Origin of the sequence: Paraburkholderia sp. Tr-20389 (assembly GCF_017104565.1) — a bacterium.
In the GTDB taxonomy this organism is placed as follows: Bacteria; Pseudomonadota; Gammaproteobacteria; order Burkholderiales; family Burkholderiaceae; genus Paraburkholderia.
On the sequence record NZ_JAAGPD010000003.1, the window covers coordinates 272,059 to 288,090 of the forward strand.

At 62.9% G+C, this 16,032-nt stretch carries 20 protein-coding genes; 10 read left to right on the forward strand and 10 right to left on the reverse strand.

What is annotated here, in order from left to right:
- Window positions 1-10: 10 nt before the first annotated feature.
- Both G3N95_RS07035 and hpnA read right to left on the reverse strand, forming a co-directional pair.
- Window positions 11-541: a hypothetical protein gene (locus G3N95_RS07035; RefSeq protein ID WP_205969281.1), complete on the reverse strand. Its 531-nt coding sequence runs from the start codon at window positions 539-541 to the stop codon at window positions 11-13.
- A gap of 117 nt (window positions 542-658) precedes the next feature.
- Entirely contained in the window at window positions 659-1,669 is a 1,011-nt protein-coding gene (gene hpnA, locus G3N95_RS07040) for a hopanoid-associated sugar epimerase (protein WP_205969282.1), read from the reverse strand.
- 178 nt (window positions 1,670-1,847) lie between these two features.
- Here hpnA and G3N95_RS07045 point away from each other — a divergent pair, with 178 nt between their 5' ends.
- Entirely contained in the window at window positions 1,848-2,144 is a 297-nt protein-coding gene (locus tag G3N95_RS07045) for an acylphosphatase (protein WP_205969283.1), read from the forward strand.
- A gap of 69 nt (window positions 2,145-2,213) precedes the next feature.
- Here the strand turns inward: G3N95_RS07045 and egtD are convergent, their stop codons facing one another.
- The gene (gene egtD, locus G3N95_RS07050) at window positions 2,214-3,194 is read right to left on the reverse strand and encodes an L-histidine N(alpha)-methyltransferase (protein ID WP_205969284.1); all 981 of its coding nucleotides are present in this window, start codon (window positions 3,192-3,194) and stop codon (window positions 2,214-2,216) included.
- A 460-nt stretch (window positions 3,195-3,654) separates the two neighbouring features.
- On the opposite strand from egtD, the gene rarD reads away from it, so the two are divergent.
- Window positions 3,655-4,545, forward strand: a complete 891-nt coding sequence (gene rarD, locus G3N95_RS07055) for an EamA family transporter RarD (RefSeq protein ID WP_205969285.1) — start codon at window positions 3,655-3,657, stop codon at window positions 4,543-4,545.
- A gap of 2 nt (window positions 4,546-4,547) precedes the next feature.
- Here the strand turns inward: rarD and G3N95_RS07060 are convergent, their stop codons facing one another.
- Window positions 4,548-5,093 (reverse strand): Mpo1-like protein, encoded by a 546-nt coding sequence (locus G3N95_RS07060; RefSeq protein WP_205969286.1) that lies wholly within the window; start codon window positions 5,091-5,093, stop codon window positions 4,548-4,550.
- A gap of 99 nt (window positions 5,094-5,192) precedes the next feature.
- Here G3N95_RS07060 and G3N95_RS07065 point away from each other — a divergent pair, with 99 nt between their 5' ends.
- On the forward strand, window positions 5,193-5,903 hold the full coding sequence (locus tag G3N95_RS07065) for a Crp/Fnr family transcriptional regulator (protein ID WP_205969287.1): 711 nt from the start codon (window positions 5,193-5,195) through the stop codon (window positions 5,901-5,903).
- An 18-nt stretch (window positions 5,904-5,921) separates the two neighbouring features.
- Here the strand turns inward: G3N95_RS07065 and G3N95_RS07070 are convergent, their stop codons facing one another.
- The 3 genes from G3N95_RS07070 to G3N95_RS07080 form a co-directional block, all read right to left on the reverse strand.
- On the reverse strand, window positions 5,922-6,179 hold the full coding sequence (locus G3N95_RS07070; protein WP_205969288.1) for a hypothetical protein: 258 nt from the start codon (window positions 6,177-6,179) through the stop codon (window positions 5,922-5,924).
- Window positions 6,172-6,921, reverse strand: a complete 750-nt coding sequence (locus G3N95_RS07075) for a DNA/RNA non-specific endonuclease (protein WP_205969289.1) — start codon at window positions 6,919-6,921, stop codon at window positions 6,172-6,174. The genes G3N95_RS07070 and G3N95_RS07075 overlap by 8 nt, the downstream gene beginning before the upstream one ends.
- 242 nt (window positions 6,922-7,163) lie before the next feature.
- Window positions 7,164-7,523 carry a DUF3564 domain-containing protein gene (locus G3N95_RS07080; protein WP_205969290.1) on the reverse strand — a complete coding sequence of 120 codons (360 nt, stop codon included), beginning with the start codon at window positions 7,521-7,523 and terminating at the stop codon, window positions 7,164-7,166.
- Between the two features lie 227 nt (window positions 7,524-7,750).
- On the opposite strand from G3N95_RS07080, the gene G3N95_RS07085 reads away from it, so the two are divergent.
- The 3 genes from G3N95_RS07085 (at window position 7,751) to G3N95_RS07095 (ending at window position 10,369) form a co-directional block, all read left to right on the forward strand.
- Window positions 7,751-8,173 carry a rubrerythrin family protein gene (locus G3N95_RS07085; RefSeq protein WP_012403411.1) on the forward strand — a complete coding sequence of 141 codons (423 nt, stop codon included), beginning with the start codon at window positions 7,751-7,753 and terminating at the stop codon, window positions 8,171-8,173.
- Between the two features lie 251 nt (window positions 8,174-8,424).
- The gene (locus G3N95_RS07090; protein ID WP_205969291.1) at window positions 8,425-9,762 is read left to right on the forward strand and encodes a heterodisulfide reductase-related iron-sulfur binding cluster; all 1,338 of its coding nucleotides are present in this window, start codon (window positions 8,425-8,427) and stop codon (window positions 9,760-9,762) included.
- Window positions 9,763-9,787: 25 nt separating this feature from the next.
- Complete coding sequence (locus tag G3N95_RS07095) at window positions 9,788-10,369, forward strand: DUF3501 family protein (RefSeq protein WP_205969292.1); 582 nt, start codon at window positions 9,788-9,790, stop codon at window positions 10,367-10,369.
- On the opposite strand, the gene G3N95_RS07100 is transcribed toward G3N95_RS07095, so the two are convergent.
- Window positions 10,366-10,830 carry a GNAT family N-acetyltransferase gene (locus G3N95_RS07100; protein WP_205969293.1) on the reverse strand — a complete coding sequence of 155 codons (465 nt, stop codon included), beginning with the start codon at window positions 10,828-10,830 and terminating at the stop codon, window positions 10,366-10,368. The two genes, G3N95_RS07095 and G3N95_RS07100, sit on opposite strands and share 4 nt — an antisense overlap.
- 102 nt (window positions 10,831-10,932) lie before the next feature.
- Between G3N95_RS07100 and G3N95_RS07105 the strand changes: the two genes are divergently transcribed.
- From G3N95_RS07105 to G3N95_RS07120, 4 genes are all read left to right on the forward strand, one after another.
- Window positions 10,933-12,429 carry a PLP-dependent aminotransferase family protein gene (locus G3N95_RS07105; RefSeq protein WP_205969294.1) on the forward strand — a complete coding sequence of 499 codons (1,497 nt, stop codon included), beginning with the start codon at window positions 10,933-10,935 and terminating at the stop codon, window positions 12,427-12,429.
- Window positions 12,426-12,962 carry an SRPBCC family protein gene (locus G3N95_RS07110; protein WP_205969295.1) on the forward strand — a complete coding sequence of 179 codons (537 nt, stop codon included), beginning with the start codon at window positions 12,426-12,428 and terminating at the stop codon, window positions 12,960-12,962. Before G3N95_RS07105 ends, G3N95_RS07110 begins: the two co-directional genes overlap by 4 nt.
- Window positions 12,963-13,076: 114 nt before the next feature.
- Window positions 13,077-14,201, forward strand: coding sequence for a 3-deoxy-7-phosphoheptulonate synthase (locus G3N95_RS07115; RefSeq protein WP_346778364.1), 1,125 nt, complete (start codon window positions 13,077-13,079; stop codon window positions 14,199-14,201).
- 86 nt (window positions 14,202-14,287) lie between these two features.
- Window positions 14,288-14,611, forward strand: a complete 324-nt coding sequence (locus G3N95_RS07120; RefSeq protein WP_205969296.1) for a thioredoxin family protein — start codon at window positions 14,288-14,290, stop codon at window positions 14,609-14,611.
- Between the two features lie 9 nt (window positions 14,612-14,620).
- Here G3N95_RS07120 and G3N95_RS07125 read toward each other — a convergent pair whose 3' ends face one another.
- A complete protein-coding gene (locus tag G3N95_RS07125) occupies window positions 14,621-14,905 on the reverse strand; it encodes a hypothetical protein (RefSeq protein ID WP_205969297.1) in 285 nt (94 codons plus the stop codon).
- An 85-nt stretch (window positions 14,906-14,990) separates the two neighbouring features.
- Entirely contained in the window at window positions 14,991-15,971 is a 981-nt protein-coding gene (locus G3N95_RS07130; protein ID WP_205969298.1) for a glutathione S-transferase family protein, read from the reverse strand.
- Window positions 15,972-16,032: the final 61 nt, after the last annotated feature.

The window sequence follows — 16,032 nt, forward strand, 5'->3', positions numbered from 1 at the left end:
TCGCATCCGATCACTTCTGCGTCAGCATCATGTACATCTGGATGACCATGTCGGGCGAAAACTGGAACGGCACCCAGCCGTGTCCCGTATGGCGCATCACCAGCAGGCGGTCGCCGTTCGACTGCTTCTGCACGGCCATCATCGGGTTCTTCGTCGACACGAAACGCCAGCCGGTGGGCAGACTTGGCGGCACTTCCGGTTCCATCGACGCGCGCGCGTTCGACAGTTCCTCGATCAGCTGAGCGAGTTGCAGCGGATGCAGTGTGACCGCCTTGCCGCCGATCGACATCGTGATTTCGTTCTGGCTGGGACGCTCGATATGCAGCGTCGGCTTTTCATCTGCGTCGGCTTGCGGTTCGGCTGCCGTTTCAACCGCTTCTTCGGCTGGCGCTTCCGCAACAACCGTCTCCGCCTGTTCGCCATCCACATGCCGATCGGTCGCGGCGTCGCCTTCGCGCGAAGCCGCGGCAGAAGCCGTCACAGCCTGAATGAGCTGAGTGACGCCCGTTTCGAGCGCGCCAAGCTGTTCCTGAAGATTCATGCGTAGTTCTCTGGTAAGACCCGCGATTTTACCTTCTGCGCGCTGACGTTAGCTTTCGACCCGGCAACGCGAGTTGTAACAAAGCGTGTGCAAGTGCGCGCAGAGAGGCTTGCGCCGTCACGCTTTCAGGTAGCCCGCTTCACGGAACCAGTCGAGCGCGTCGCGCAATCCTTCGCGATACGGGCGCGCCTTGTAGCCGAGTTCGCGCTCCGCTTTCGCCGACGTGAAGTACATCTTGTTCTTCGACATCTTCAGGCCATCGACGGTCACGAACGGCTCGCGTTTCGTGAACTTGGCGACGGCTTCGGCGCCGACCGCGAGCGGATACAGCGGCCAGCGCGGGAGTGCGATGGTGGGCGCCTCGCGTCCGACCATGCCCGCGATATCCGCGAGCATCTGCTGAAGCGGCAGATTCTCGCCGCCCAGAATGTAGCGCTCGCCGATCTTGCCGCGTTCGAGCGCGAGGAAGTGGCCCATCGCCACGTCGTCGACATGCACGAGGTTCAGCCCGGTATCGACGAAGGCGGGAATCTTGCCGAGCGCCGCTTCAACGATGATGCGTCCCGTCGGCGTGGGCTTCACGTCGCGCGGGCCGATGGGCGTCGACGGATTGACGATCACGGCGGGCAGGCCGTCGTTGGCGATCATCCGCTCGACGGCGCGCTCGGCGAGCACCTTGCTGCGCTTGTACACGCCGATCGCTTGCTGCGGTGTCATCGGCGAAGTCTCGTCGACGGATGCGCCCGAGCCCGTCACCTTCAGCGTCGCCACGCTGCTCGTGTACACGACGCGTTCCACGCCTTCCTTCAGCGCGGCGCGCATCGTCGCTTCCGTACCTTCCAGATTCGAGCGCTCGATTTCGAGCGGGTCCGGCGCCCACAGCCGGTAATCCGCCGCGACGTGCAGCAGGTAGCGCGCGCCGCGCAGTGCGGCGCGCATCGACGCCTCGTCGCGCATGTCGCCGACCGCGATTTCCGCATCGAGCGATTCGACGTTGCGGCGCGGGCTGGTCGGACGCACGAGCACGCGCACCGCAAAGCCTTTTTGCTGGGCGATGCGCGCGACGGCCGAGCCGACGAAACCGGATGCGCCGGTGACGAGTACGAGGTCGCGAGTCTGATCGGTCATTGCTGGGCGTTTTCCTGATTGCTGCCTGACGTGCCGCACGCGGCGCGTGGTCGATGGTTTGCAGAGGTCGGATTGTACGTGGTGCGCGTCAGGCACGTGGATGTGCACGAGCAAAGCGCGCGCGGCGCGACTAGAATGCCCGCGTATACGGATGGAAACGCATAAAGGAGGTAACAGCATGTCCGGCACGGATCTCGACTCGCGGATGGAAACGTATTACGTGCGGGTGCGCGGCGCAGTGCAGGGCGTCGGCTTTCGTCACGCGACGGTGCGCCAGGCGCATGCGCTCGGTATCCGGGGATGGGTGGCGAATCTGGAGGACGGTTCTGTCGAAGCGATGCTGCAGGGACCGGCGAATCAGGTCGACCGGATGCTGTCGTGGCTGCGTCACGGGCCGCCGGCGGCGCGCGTGACTGAAGTGACCCACGAAGAGCGCATCAGCGAAAAACGCTACGAGCGTTTCGAGCAGCATTGAAGTGATATGAAAAAAGCGCGCGGACACAGGCCCGCGCGCTTTTCATCTTTCAACGGCGTGCAATTCCATTCAGCGCGCTACGAGCAGGCTTTCCGCAAAACCCCAATCCCGTTCCAGCCATTGATGACTGCAAGTGAAGCCTGCGTCGTCGGCGATCGCATGCAGTTCTTCCGCACGATACTTGTGGCTGCTTTCCGTCCAGATCGTCTCGCCTTCCCGTAGTTCGACCGACAGGTTCGCCGCACACACCCGTGCTTCCACGTCGCGCTTCGCGCGCAGATGCATTTCGATGCTGCGCACGTCCGGATTGAAACGCGCGACGTGTTCGAATGCATCCAGCGGAAAATCGCCGTCCAGCTCGCGATTGATGCGTGCGAGCAGGTTCAGATTGAAAGCGGCCGTCACGCCGATGGGATCGTCGTACGCGGAGATCAGCACGGGCACCGGCTTTTCGAGGTCGGTACCCAGCAGCAGCGCGTCGCCGGGCGCGAGCATGTTGCGGATGTCGCGCAGAAAGCGCGTCGCCGCGAGCCGGCCGAAATTGCCGATCGTGCTGCCGAGAAACAACACGAGCAGCGGCTCCCCTTTGGCGCGGCGCTTGCTGACCTCGGCGAGCCCCGCGAGATAGTCGCGCTCGTAACCGACGATCGAAATGCGTTCAATGTCGCCGAGTTCGCGGCGACACAATTGCAAAGCGGTGCGCGAAATTTCAATCGGGCAGTAAGACGTGGGGCGTTTTTTACACAGTGCTTCGAGAATGCGGCGCGTCTTGCGGCCGCTGCCGCTGCCCAGTTCCGCGACGATCGCATCGTGCGGCAACTGCGCGACGATATCGCTCGCGTGTTGCGCAAGCAGGCGCTCTTCGGAACGCGTGACGCCGTATTCGGGCAACGCGGTGATCACTTCGAACAGCGCCGAACCCACTTCATCGTATAGATACTTCGACGGCAATTCCTTCTGGGGCTGCTTGCTGAGGCCAGCGCGAACGGCGGCGGCGAACTCCGGCGATACGTCGCGCGACAGATGATGCGATACGGCTGGCTGAGTCATGTTGGCTCCGTGTTGTCTCGTTCCATTGATGACTTGCGGACTGCGGAAGAGCGAATGCGTTGGAGTGAGTGGACCGGCGTGCGTTCAGCGAACCAAGCGTGAGCGCATTCGATGACCGGCGCGTGTCTGCGTTCGTGCGTCGTTCGCACAGAAGCAATTTGAAAGCCGCTGGTGCGGCTCTAAGCCGTACAGAGAAGCAAGAAACAGACTTGTGCGACGTGCGGCGCGGAGATGGAGTTAAGTTTTATAGTGCATCGCGCGTGGATATGCACGGACGCAATCTGGCCGAAAAAGGCGGGCTGCGCGTAGATATCGCTAGAATGCGCGCTTCACGCGACACAGCCGCGCTCATACGCAAGCCCGCTCGCGCCGCTAAGTTAAAACAAGACTTAAGAATGGACGACACTTCCCGCCGCATCGCGCTGCGCCATCCGCCTGACCTTACGCAGCGGATTCCCCGATGAACGCTTATCAGCCGGGGCGCGGCATCGCGCTATCCGTGAGCGCATCGACGCTGTTTGCCCTCATGTCCGTGTACGCGAAGCTGCTCGCGCCGTTGACGGGGCTCGATATCTTCGCTTGGCGCGTAATCTGGACCGTGCCGGGCGCCTTCACGCTGATTGCCCTTCGCTCGCGCCTGCCGCAACTGCAGACGCTGTTGCAGCGCGTGCTTCGCGAGCCGCGCACGGCGTTGCTGCTGGTTGCCAGCGCGATATGTCTGGGCGCGCAGCTGTGGGTATTCCTGTGGGCGCCGCTGCATGGTCGGATGCTCGAAGTCTCGCTGGGCTACTTTTTGCTGCCGCTGTCGATGGTGCTGCTCGGGCGCTTCTACTATCACGAGCGGCTCGAACCGTTGCAGTGGCTCGCCGTCGCGTGCGCGGCGGTCGGCGTGCTGCACGAACTCTGGGTCACGCGCGCGTTTTCCTGGCCGACGCTGCTCGTCGCGATCGGCTATCCGCCGTACTTCGTGTTGCGGCGCAAGATCAACGCCGATTCATTGACGGCCTTCGCGCTGGAGATGTCGCTGATGTTGCCGTTCGCGCTTGCGATGGCGTTCAGCGGCGGCTCGCTCGCGTTGCTGTCAGGCCGCATCGACATGTGGCTGCTGCTGTTGCCCGGGCTCGGCGCGTTGAGCACGGTGGCGCTCGCGACCTACCTGAAAGCGAGCCGTTTGCTGCCGATGGCGCTGTTCGGCATCCTGGGATATGTCGAGCCGGTGCTGCTGGTGATCGTGTCGGTGACGCTGCTCGGCGAAACGCTGACGGCTCAGCAACTCGGGACTTATGTGCCCATCTGGATCGCCGTGGGATTGACCGCGTTGCATAGCGCGAGGCTGCTGGCGCCGCGTTGAACTCAGGAGCGATGCCGCGTGACGCCGTGCGCGGCATCGACATGCGTCGGCCCGGCTTTCGCTTCGATCGCCTCGCGCAACGCGGGGCGCCAGCCGAATGCGAACAGCGCTTCGGCGAGCACGAACAACGGGCCGATGAGCAGGCCGATCACATCGTCGACGAACGCGGGCTTGCGGTGCTCGTAGGCGACGTGTCCCACGAACTGGAACACCCAGCCGATCACGAACAGGCCGATGCCCGACGCGAGCCACGTCAACGTCGGTTGTGCGGCAAGCCATGCGCCGCACGTGACGCACGCCAGCGACACCACGGTCATCATCAGGCCGAGCGGCACGTCGAGCACGAAGTAGTAGATCACGCTCATGCCGAACAGCAGCCACGCTGGCGACACGGCGAACGGCAGCCCCGCCACGCCCCACGCAGGCCGGCTCAGCAGCACGGCGAGCGCAAGCACGATCATCGGAATGCCGATGAAATGCGTCGCGATGTTGCGCCGGTCGCGATGATAGGCTGCGTACTGCGCGAGCTGGTCGGTGAGCGTTCTCATGGATGCCGTTCCTCGTCGAAAGTCATCATAATCGCGGGCGGCGTGCCGCAACACTTTCGCCTAGCCGACAATTCGAACACTCAACTCGCGCAAGCGCTCATGACATCAGTTATTTCGTCGACAGAGCTTACTGACGTGCTCGACCGCAGCACCTGGTTCCGCGCAGCGCCCGATGCATTGCGCGTGCAATTGATAGAAACGGGCCGCACGCGGCGGCTGCCGGCGGGCCAGCGCCTGTTCAGCCGGGGCGATGCCGATGACGGCTTCTATTGCGTGCTGGAAGGGTTGATGCGGATCGGCGCGGCGAGTGCGGGCGGCAAGGAAGCGTTGCTTGCGGTGATCGAGCCGGTGAACTGGTTCGGCGAGATTGCACTGTTCGACGGCCGCACGCGCACCCACGATGCCTACGCCGAGCGCGACACGCTGCTTTTTCATGTGCCATGCGCTGCGCTCACAGCGATGCTCGAACGCACGCCGGCATTCTGGCATGCGTTCGGCCTGCTGCTCACGCACAAACTGCGACTCGCGTTCGAAGCAATTGAAGAAACCGCGCTGCTGCCTGCCGCGCAACGCGTTGCGCGGCGTTTGTTGCTGATGGCAGGAGGCTACGGTGAAGGGCAGGACACGCTGCGTCGCGTGCTAAAAGTGCCGCAGGAAGATCTCGCGATGATGCTCGCGCTGTCCCGCCAAACCACGAATCAGATTCTCAGACAGTTCGAAACGCAAGGCGCGCTCGCGCTGCGCTATGCGGAGATCGAGATCGTCGATGCAGCGAAGCTACGCGCGCTCGCTGCATCGATGGACCAGTAATGCGCGAGTTGCGCGGAATCAGAACGGATTGTCGATCACGCCCGGCTTCGCGTCGGGCTCTTCCTTGACCTGCTCCGGCAGTTTCGGCTCGGCCTGAAGCGCGGCGACGATGCCGTCGAGCGCTTCTTTCAGCGCCAGCGCCGCTTTCAGGCCACGCTTGTCCTTCGTGATGTCGAGCGTGCCGTTCAGCACGATGCGCGTGGTGCCGTTCGACACCGTCAGCGTGTCGCCCTGGATGTTGAGCACGTCGTCGTCGTTCGAATACGCTTTAAACACCTTTCAGCCCTCCAGGATGTTGGTCCTTGAGTGATTCCGGAATGCCCGGAAAGCGGATGCCGCTCATCGCTTCGAGTTCATGTACCGATTTCACCTCGTAGCTATTGGTGGCCACATTGTCCGCGACGATCGCGAACGCAAGCTGCTTCGACGGCACGTAGACGACCTTGAACAGCTTCGTCGGCACGAACACGCGCGTCGGTCCGATGGTCTGCAACTGCGAGCCGATGAACATCGGGCCAGTGACGACATACGTGTCGTCGTATTTCACAGCAAGCCTGCGAACGGCCGTTTCGAGGCGCGACCACAGGCGCTGGTTGTTCTCGCGGTTCTGCGGCACGACGTTCGCGAGCGAGAACGATTGTGCCATTGCTTGCGGATTCCAGCGGTTGCCGGCCGGGCTCATGTGCCCGCGATCGAAGCCGCTGCGCTTGTAGTCGGCAAGCGTCGCGCCTTCGCCTTCCGGCAGACGCGCATCTTCGAAGAACTTGTTGGTGCGCGCCATGTCTTTCGCGGCTTCGATATGGTCGCGCGTCAGATGTTCGGCGGACCACAGCGGGCCGTGCGTGATGCCCGAATGCAGAACGGCGAAATCCGAGTAGCACAGCATGCGCGACTTCGGCGTCATCTTCGCGTTCGTCAGCACGGGCCATTGGGCGTTGGGCGTGAAATCCGTGCACGACGTTGCCGCCCATGCGTGACTCGCGGCCACCATGAGCAGGCTGACTAACCACTTCTTCATAGATCGGAAAAGCAAATGAGGGGGCCGCAAGTATAGCCGTGCGACCTATGCACGATGCAAGGGCTTACATCACGTTACTCGGTCATCGCATGACAGTTCGGCAAAAGCGTCATGACGCGTTGCAGCGCGCATGGCAATTTCTACGCAGGCGCGAGCAGCCGAAGCGGAGGTGAGATGGGGCGAAGCGATGGCCCGCGCTCGCGAGGGGGCGTGCGAGGCGGGTCTGAAAGTGTGCAATCGGCTCAGCGACCGAACACGCTGTGTTCGGCGTGAACGGGCAGGCGGTCGACGGCCTGCAGGCGCCAGTAGCCGCTCATCAGCGTGTGCGTGCGGTCCGACGACCACGCCGCGCTGCCTTGCACCGAACTGACCCGTTGCCGCGGGTCGACGTGCAAGCCATCCAACGTACATAAGGGTGCGTCTGCGCTCGGCGCGCAGAGTTTGGTGACGCCGTCCTCGTCATGAAGTTCGCCCCATGGGGGCAGGTCGATCCCATCGTGTGCTTCTCTCGACCAGCGACCTTCGTCCGTATCGAGCCAGAGCACGGCATAGTCGTGATTGACGGTGGGGTCCGAACCGTTGATCAATATCGTCAGCCGCATGCAGAATTCCCCCGATGAAATTGAGTATGTGCGCCTCCTCAGTCTACGTCGGGGCGAACGTTATGCAAGCCCAAACGGCAGACGGCTATCGACTGGATTGAAAAACCCAATTGGGAACGCATCGCTGACCTCCTAGATTTAAGGCACGGCTCAGGTGCGCGCGTCTGGCCGGTGGTCGCCCATGAGAAACGCGCGCTCCCACATACAGGCTTTGACTGGAGGCTCAGATGTCGCAACTCAAGGGTTCGAAGACGGAGGAGAATCTGAAGGCCGCATTTGCGGGCGAATCGCAGGCTAATCGCCGCTATCTGTATTTCGCGGCAAAGGCCGATGTCGAGGGACAGAACGATGTCGCGGCGCTATTCCGCTCGACGGCGGAAGGCGAAACGGGCCACGCACACGGCCACCTCGAATATCTGGAAGTCGTGGGCGATCCGGCAACGGGTTTGCCGTTCGGTTCATCGCGTCAGAACCTGCAAGCGGCTATCGCGGGTGAAACACACGAATACACCGACATGTATCCCGGCATGGCCAAGACGGCGCGCGACGAAGGCTTCGACGAAATCGCAAACTGGTTCGAGACGCTGGCAAAGGCGGAGCGCAGCCACGCAAATCGCTATACGAAGGCACTGGAATCGCTGGTAGATTGAGTCTGAAGCGCCGGCTGGGCAGCCGGCGCACAGCGGTCGCTGTCCGTCTGCCGCAGGCCTGGTGTGCAGACGGAACGCGATATCGCGGCACGAGCACGGTGCGAGCGCGAGACGACCACGATCTCGCGTGCCCGGTAGCGCGCGCTTACTCGATGTAAGAAGAACGGACGCACAAAACAATCCCACAACGACGTTACAGCGACGCAACCAGAGCGCCGAAGCGCTGCGCGTCGACACAGGAGACTCACGCCATGCCTCACAAGGAAGGCAGTCTCGAGGCGCCGACCCGTCATGCTCTCGACTGGAAATCGGACGCTTTCTACGATCCTGAAGCGATCGATCAGGAGTTGACGCGCGTATTCGACATCTGCGCCGGGTGCAGGCGCTGTGTGTCGCTGTGCGGCGCCTTCCCGACGCTGTTCGATCTGGTCGACGAAACGGATACCGGCGAGGCGCACGAAGTCGACAAGAAGAAGTTCGGCGCCGTGGTCGATCAATGCTATCTGTGCGACCTGTGCTACATGACGAAATGTCCGTACGTGCCGCCGCACCAATGGAACGTCGACTTTCCGCATCTGATGCTTCGCGCGAAGGCTGCCGCCTACAAACGCGGCGAAGTCGGACTGCGCGACAAGTTTCTGTCGAACACCGACGCGCTCGGCACATTCGCCGGCATTCCCATCGTCACGCAGACTGTCAACGCCGTGAATCACACGGGCGCGGCGCGCGAGCTGATGGAAAAGGCGCTGGGCGTCGACAAGGACGCATGGCTGCCCGACTTCGCCACGCGCAAGTTTCGCAGCGCCGCGAAGAAGTCGCCGCAAGTGCAGTCGAAGGACGGCGAGCGCACGCCCGGTAAGGTCGCGATCTATGCGACCTGCTACGTGAATTTCAACGAGCCGGGCATCGGACACGATCTGCTCGCCGTGCTCGCGCACAACGACATCCCATACGAACTCGTGTCGAGCGAGGCGTGCTGCGGCATGCCGTTGCTGGAACAGGGCAACCTCGACGGCGTCGCGGCGAAGAAAGAGAAGAACATGCCTGTGCTCGCGCGTTACGCGCGTGAGGGCTACGCGATCATCGGAGCGATTCCGAGTTGCGTGCTGATGTACAAGCACGAACTGCCGCTGATGTTTCCCGACGACGCCGACGTACGCGCCGTCAGCGAAGCCTTCTGGGATCCGTTCGAATACTTCGTCTCGCGTCATCGAGACGGCCTGCTGAAAACCGACTTCAACACGCCGCTCGGCAAGGTGTCGTATCACGTGCCGTGTCATGCACGTGTGCAGAACATCGGACGCAAAACATCGGAGACCTTCGCGCTCGTTCCGGATACGCAGGTGACGGTGGTCGAGCGCTGTTCGGGCCACGCGGGCACATTCGGCGTGAAGAAGGAATTTCACGCGATGGCGATGAAGATCGGCACGCCCGTCTTCAAGGCGATGGCGCAGCCGCAGCCGGATTACATTTCATCGGATTGCCAGCTTGCGGGGCATCATATCGAACAGGGTTTCGATGCAAACAGCTTGCCGAAAACACAGCTCGCGCATCCACTGACGCTGCTGCGCAAGGCGTACGGCCTTTGATCTGCCATCTTTTGCGAGGACAAGAATGAGCATCGCGAGGAACTCCCTGTTGTCGCTGGAAAACTATGCGAAGGCGCGCAAGACGATGCGCGAGCAGATCATCGAGCACAAGAAGCGCCGCATCGTCAGGCTCGGCAATCACCTGACGTTCCTGTTCGAAGACGAGCTGACGATCCGCTATCAGATTCAGGAGATGCTGCACATCGAAAAGATCTTCGACGAAGAGGGCATTCAGGGCGAACTCGAAGCCTATCTGCCGCTCGTGCCCGACGGCAGCAACTTCAAGGCGACGATGCAGATCGAGTACGAGAACGAAGTGGAGCGCCGCGCCGCGCTGACGCGCCTGATCGGCGTCGAAGACAGCGTGTTCATGAAGGTGGACGGCGAAGCGCCTTCCTACGCGATTGCCGACGAAGACCTCGAACGCGAGAACAACGAAAAGACCTCAGCGGTGCATTTCGTGCGCTTCGAACTCACGCCTGCGATGAAAACGCGGTTGCGCGACGGCGCCGCGCTGCTGATCGGTTGCGATCATCCGAACTATCCCGTCGACGTTCAGGCGATTTCCGACGACGTGCGCCAGTCGCTCGTCAAGGACCTCGCTTAGAGCGACTTGAGATACACGATGGAGCCTGGCAGATCAGCAATCGTGTCATACAGGAGCCTCGCCGTGTGATTCGATTCGTGTGTGAGCCAGTACACGCGTTCCGAGCGTGCGTCCTTCGCCGCCGCATAGACAGCCTCGATCAACGCGCGGCCAATGCCTTTGCCGCGCTCCGAGTCGAGCGTGAACAGATCGTGCAGATAACATCTCGGGCCGGCGCTTATCGTGCTGCGGTGATACAGATAATGCACGAGGCCGACCAGCGTGCCGTCCGCGCGTTCGGCCACCATCGCGTGCATCGGCTCGAGTCCGTCGAAAAAGCGCGCCCACGTGAGCTGCGTGATGTCGCGCGGGAGCGCCGTATCGTCGAAGCGGCCGTAAAAGCGGTTGTAGCCGTCCCATAGCGGCAGCCATGCTTCGTAGTCGGCGGGAACGACGGGGCGGATCTTCACGGCTTCGGTCACGGCATGCGCTCCTTGCTTATATCGACAGGTATCGTCGAAGCATAGGGTTTCTGTGGCACCATTGTTAGCTCCACGTCGAAAGCAAAATCTGGAGCCACGCAATTGGACTACGGGCTGTTGATGTCGCGCTTCGCGAGCGAGGCGGCGAACCGCAAGCTCACGCAGCAAACCCTGCTTTACGAAAGCCTGCGTCATGCCATTCTGAACGGCGATATTCGCCACGGCAGTCAGCTCGTACCGACGCGGGCGCTCGCCGAGCAACTGGGCATCGCGCGCAACTCGGTGCTGTATGCGTACGAGCGGCTCTCCGAGGAAGGTTTCATCGCCGCGAGCCGTCATGGTTCGATCGTCAGCTGTGTGACCTTGCCAGCGGCGAATGTACAAGCCGCCAGTGCTACGCCCGTCAGCCGCCTGTCCCAGCGCGTCGCAGGCATGCCGGGCGATCGGGGCGCGCGCGGCATGCAGTCGCCGTTTCAGGCAGGCGTGCCCGCACTCGACGAGTTCCCCGTTGCGCAATGGCGTGCGTCGATGGAACGCGCATGGCGCTCCGTCGATGCACGCGATCTCGGCTACGGTTATTACGCGGGTCATCCGTCGCTCAGGCGCGCGGTGGCCGAATACGTGCGCGTGTCGCGCGGCGTGCGCTGCACGGCCGAGCAGGTGTTCATCACGTCGGGCACGCATACGAGCCTCGACTTGTGCGCGCGCATGCTGGCCGATCCCGGCGACACCGTGTGGCTCGAAAACCCCGGCTATCACGGTGCGAGAATTGCGTTTCAGTCGGCGGGACTGAACATCGTGCCGATTCCCGTCGACGCCGCCGGCCTCGCACCGACAGAGGACCACTGGCAGCGCACGCCGCCGCGTCTCGTCTACATCACGCCGTCGCATCAATATCCGCTTGGCAGCGTGCTGAGCCTGGAGCGGCGCTGGTCGATCATCGACAACATCGTCGAGCGCGGCGCATGGATCATCGAAGACGACTACGACAGCGAGCTACGTCACAGCGGTCCGCCGCTGCCGTCGGTGCAAGGGCTGCGCGACGCCGCGCCCGTCGTTTACCTCGGCACTTTCAGCAAGACCATGTTCCCCGCGCTGCGGATCGGCTTCATGATCGTTCCCGCGAGCCTCGCGTCCGAGATCGGCGGCGTGATCGGCGAGATGTCGCGGCAAGGGCGCGTCGCGGATCAGGTCGCGTTGGCCGATTTCATCGAAAGCGGCAGGTACGCCCGCCATTTGCGGCGCATGCGGCGCATCTACCAGCAGCGCCGCGAGGCGATGGTCGGCGCGATCCACACGCACATGCGCGATCTCGTCACGGTTTCGTCCGACGGCAGCGGCATGCATCTGACGATGCGGCTCGATGCGCCTTTGAAAGACCGCGAAGTGAGCGCCGAGCTTCGCGAGCGGGGCATATCGGTTTCACCGCTGAGCACGTATTGCTATCAGGGAGAGGACGCCGCCCGCTTCAACGGTTTCATGCTCGGTTACGCGGGCGTGCGTCCCGACAAGGCGGACCGGCTGATCGCGGAACTCGGCGCGGCGATTCGTTCTCTGACGCGAGACAACCGATACAACCAACAGGGAGAAGCACGATGAATCTGAACGAAACACTCGGCGCTTTCGAAGGTACGCAGGTCGTGCGCTTCGAACGTCTGCTGCCCGGCCCGATCGAGCGCGTCTGGGCCTATCTGACCGAAGCCGACAAGCGCAGCCAGTGGCTCGCATCCGGCGCGATGGCGCCGCAGCCCGGCGGCGACTTCATCATGCACTTCGATCATTCGCTGCTGTCGGCGACGCCCGAAGTCCCGCCAGAGCCGTATCGGCAGTACGCGGGCGGACATGAATCGCTGCACCGTCTGTTGCGCGTCGAGCCGCCTCATGCGCTCGCGTTCACGTGGGGCAGCATTCAAGACAATCTCTCGGAAGTGACGTTCGAATTGTCGGAAGCCGGCGATCAGGTGAAGCTCGTGCTCACTCATTGCAATCTGTCAGGCCGCGCCGAGCAGCTCGACGTCGGCCCCGGCTGGCACAGCCATCTCGACGTATTGCGCGAGCGGCTGAACGGCCGCGCGCCTGCATCGTTCTGGAAGCTCTTCGAGCAGGTCAAGGCGCGTTACGACGCACTGTGAGGGGCGTGCGCACATGAGCGGCAAGTCATGCGTCGGGACTCCCAGGCTGCGTCTGCCTTGCCGCGAGTGCGATAATCGGGATCGCCCCAAATACAGCAGAGCTTGGAGAATACCGTGAGCCGCATCGACAACCCCGCACGCGACCAGGAAGCCGGCGTCGCCGATTCCACCCAGGACACCACGCGCATCGACGACACGCGCATCGGCGCGGTCCGTCCGCTGATCTCGCCCGCGCTTTTGCTCGACGAGCTGCCATGCCCGCCGGGCGTTCAGACGCTCGTTGAAAAGAGCCGCGTCGAAATCGCCGACATCCTGCACGATCGCGACGACCGGCTGGTGGTCGTCGTGGGTCCGTGCTCGATTCACGACCACGATCAGGCGATGGAATACGCGCACAAACTGAAAGTCGCAGCCGACGCATTGTGCGACGACCTGATGATCGTGATGCGCGTGTACTTCGAGAAGCCGCGCACGACGGTCGGCTGGAAGGGCTATATCAACGATCCGCGTCTGGACGGCAGCTTCCGCATCAACGAAGGGTTGCGTCGCGCGCGCGAACTGCTGCTCGAAATCAGCAGTCTCGGGCTGCCGACGGGCACTGAGTTTCTCGATCTGCTGAGCCCGCAATACATCGCGGACCTGATCGCATGGGGCGCGATCGGCGCGCGCACGACGGAAAGCCAGAGCCACCGGCAGCTCGCGTCGGGCCTGTCGTGCCCGATCGGCTTCAAGAACGGCACCGACGGCGGCGTCCAGATCGCTGCCGACGCGATCGTCGCGGCAGCGGCGAGCCACGCTTTCATGGGCATGACCAAGATGGGCATGGCGGCCATCTTCGAGACGCGTGGCAACGACGATGCGCACGTTATCTTGCGCGGCGGCAAGAAAGGACCGAACTACGACGCAGCGGGTGTCGAGGAAGCGTGCGCCGCGCTGCGCAAGGTCGGCTTGCGCGAACAGGTGATGGTGGACTGCTCGCACGCGAACTCGAACAAGTCGCACGAGCGGCAGATCGAAGTCGCGCAAGATCTGGCGAACCAGTTGTCGGGCGGTGACAAGCGGATCGTCGGCGTGATGATCGAGAGCCATCTGGAAGCGGGTCGTCAGGATCTGAAGCCGGGTGTGCCGCTTGCTCGCGGTGTATCGATCACCGACGCGTGCATCGGCTGGGCGCAAACCGAGCCCGTGCTGCAGACGCTCGCGCAAGCCGTCCGCGCGCGCCGTCAGCGCAACGCATAAGCGCAGGCCGCCGGCGCGTTTCTTCGATAACGGGCAACATGGCGCAAGCAGTCGCCACTGCCGTGTTGCCCGGCGCATGGAGAGATATGACTACCGCGAACCAATATTCGAAGACCGCGCCGAGCCGCGCGGATGTCGACGCCATGGCGGGCGTGACCGTCGTCGAATTCGGCACCGACTGGTGCGGCTACTGTCAGGCCGCGCAGCCCGTGATCGGCAAGGCGTTCAGCCAGCACGCGGACACGCGTCATCTGAAGATCGAAGACGGTCCGGGCCGGCCGCTTGGGCGCTCGTTCAAGGTCAAGCTGTGGCCGACGCTGATCTTCATGCGCGACGGCGTCGAAGTGGCCCGCGTCGTGCGGCCAACAGATGCCGCGCAGATCGAAGAGGCGTTCACGGCCGCTGTGTGAGCGGCCGCGTCAGCTCTTCGGGAAATCGCCGAACAGGCTGTTCAGGTCTTTCGTCTCTTCCGACAGGTTGTATTCCTTCTGCACGGCTTTGAGCGCGTCATTGACGACGCGGTCGAAGCCGATCGCATTGCCGAAATGCTGCATCGTCCAGTTGCAGCCGCTTGCGTCCGCTTCCTGCAATTGCGGACGCGGCACGCGAATCTTCACGCCATCCTCGACGACTTCCGGTGCGCGATGAATGCGCCGGCTTACTTCGTCCTGTAGCTGGGATGCGGTGCGCGTCTTGCGTAGCATGTGAGTCTCCGTACTATCCGAACAACGTTCGCGGACAGTCTAGCGCAACGCGCACCGTGCAATCGAAGGCAATCGCGCTCGCGCCTCACTCGAAACGCGCGCGATCGTGCGGCGCGTTGAAATCCTGCACGGGCCCGTGCGGCACGATGCCCGTCGGATTCACCGAGCGATGGCTCTCGTAGTAGTGCCGCTTGATGTGCTCGAAATTCACCGTCGCCGCCACGCCGCGATGCTGATAAATATCGCGCGTGTAAGCGGACAGATTCTGATAGTCCGCGATGCGTCGCAAGTTGCACTTGAAGTGGCCGAAGTACACGGCATCGAAACGGATCAGCGTCGTGAACAGGCGGATGTCGGCTTCCGTCAGCCGGTTGCCCGTCAGGAAACGCTGCGTCGACAGTTTCTGTTCGAGCCAGTCGAGTGTCTCGAACAACGGCATGACCGCCTCTTCGTACGCGGCTTGCGTGGTCGCGAATCCCGACTTGTAGACGCCGTTGTTGACGGTGTCGTAGACGCGTGCGTTGATCGCATCGATCTCGGCGCGCAGCGGCGGCGGGTAGAAGTCGCCCGGCTCGGCGCCGATCTCGTCGAACGCCGAGTTCAGCATGCGGATGATCTCCGACGACTCGTTGCTGACGATCGTCCGCTGATGCTTGTCCCACAGAATCGGCACCGTCACGCGGCCGCTGTAATGCGGGTCTGCCGCGACATAGACGTCGCGCAGGAACTTCGCGTGATTGAGCGCGTCGGGTACGACGCCGGGGCCTTCTGCGAAGGTCCAGCCGTCGCCGAGCATCAGCCAGTGCACGACCGACACGCTGATCATGTCCTCCAGCCCTTTCAGCGCGCGCACGATCAGCGTGCGATGCGCCCACGGACACGCGAGGCTCACATACAGGTGATAGCGTCCTGCTTCCGCTTCGAAGCCGTCGCGGCCGCTCGGACCGGCATCGCCGTCGGGCGTCACCCAGTTGCGGAAGACGGCGTCCGTGCGCACGAAGCGGCCGCCCGTCGATGCCGTGTCGTACCACTTGTCCTGCCATTGACCGTCGACTAACAAACCCATGTTGGTGCTCCTTGTTTTCTTTGCCCGGCGCGCACACGCGAACCCGCCGCCGCGATATTAG

Bases quoted from the DNA above. Each gene is read 5' to 3' on its own strand.
- G3N95_RS07035 (WP_205969281.1), bottom strand. From the start codon at position 541: ATGAATCTTCAGGAACAGCTTGGCGCGCTCGAAACGGGCGTCACTCAG.
- hpnA (WP_205969282.1), bottom strand. From the start codon at position 1,669: ATGACCGATCAGACTCGCGACCTCGTACTCGTCACCGGCGCATCCGGT.
- G3N95_RS07045 (WP_205969283.1), top strand. From the start codon at position 1,848: ATGTCCGGCACGGATCTCGACTCGCGGATGGAAACGTATTACGTGCGG.
- egtD (WP_205969284.1), bottom strand. From the start codon at position 3,194: ATGACTCAGCCAGCCGTATCGCATCATCTGTCGCGCGACGTATCGCCG.
- rarD (WP_205969285.1), top strand. From the start codon at position 3,655: ATGAACGCTTATCAGCCGGGGCGCGGCATCGCGCTATCCGTGAGCGCA.
- G3N95_RS07060 (WP_205969286.1), bottom strand. From the start codon at position 5,093: ATGAGAACGCTCACCGACCAGCTCGCGCAGTACGCAGCCTATCATCGC.
- G3N95_RS07065 (WP_205969287.1), top strand. From the start codon at position 5,193: ATGACATCAGTTATTTCGTCGACAGAGCTTACTGACGTGCTCGACCGC.
- G3N95_RS07075 (WP_205969289.1), bottom strand. From the start codon at position 6,921: ATGAAGAAGTGGTTAGTCAGCCTGCTCATGGTGGCCGCGAGTCACGCA.
- G3N95_RS07080 (WP_205969290.1), bottom strand. From the start codon at position 7,523: ATGCGGCTGACGATATTGATCAACGGTTCGGACCCCACCGTCAATCAC.
- G3N95_RS07085 (WP_012403411.1), top strand. From the start codon at position 7,751: ATGTCGCAACTCAAGGGTTCGAAGACGGAGGAGAATCTGAAGGCCGCA.
- G3N95_RS07090 (WP_205969291.1), top strand. From the start codon at position 8,425: ATGCCTCACAAGGAAGGCAGTCTCGAGGCGCCGACCCGTCATGCTCTC.
- G3N95_RS07095 (WP_205969292.1), top strand. From the start codon at position 9,788: ATGAGCATCGCGAGGAACTCCCTGTTGTCGCTGGAAAACTATGCGAAG.
- G3N95_RS07110 (WP_205969295.1), top strand. From the start codon at position 12,426: ATGAATCTGAACGAAACACTCGGCGCTTTCGAAGGTACGCAGGTCGTG.
- G3N95_RS07120 (WP_205969296.1), top strand. From the start codon at position 14,288: ATGACTACCGCGAACCAATATTCGAAGACCGCGCCGAGCCGCGCGGAT.
- G3N95_RS07125 (WP_205969297.1), bottom strand. From the start codon at position 14,905: ATGCTACGCAAGACGCGCACCGCATCCCAGCTACAGGACGAAGTAAGC.
- G3N95_RS07130 (WP_205969298.1), bottom strand. From the start codon at position 15,971: ATGGGTTTGTTAGTCGACGGTCAATGGCAGGACAAGTGGTACGACACG.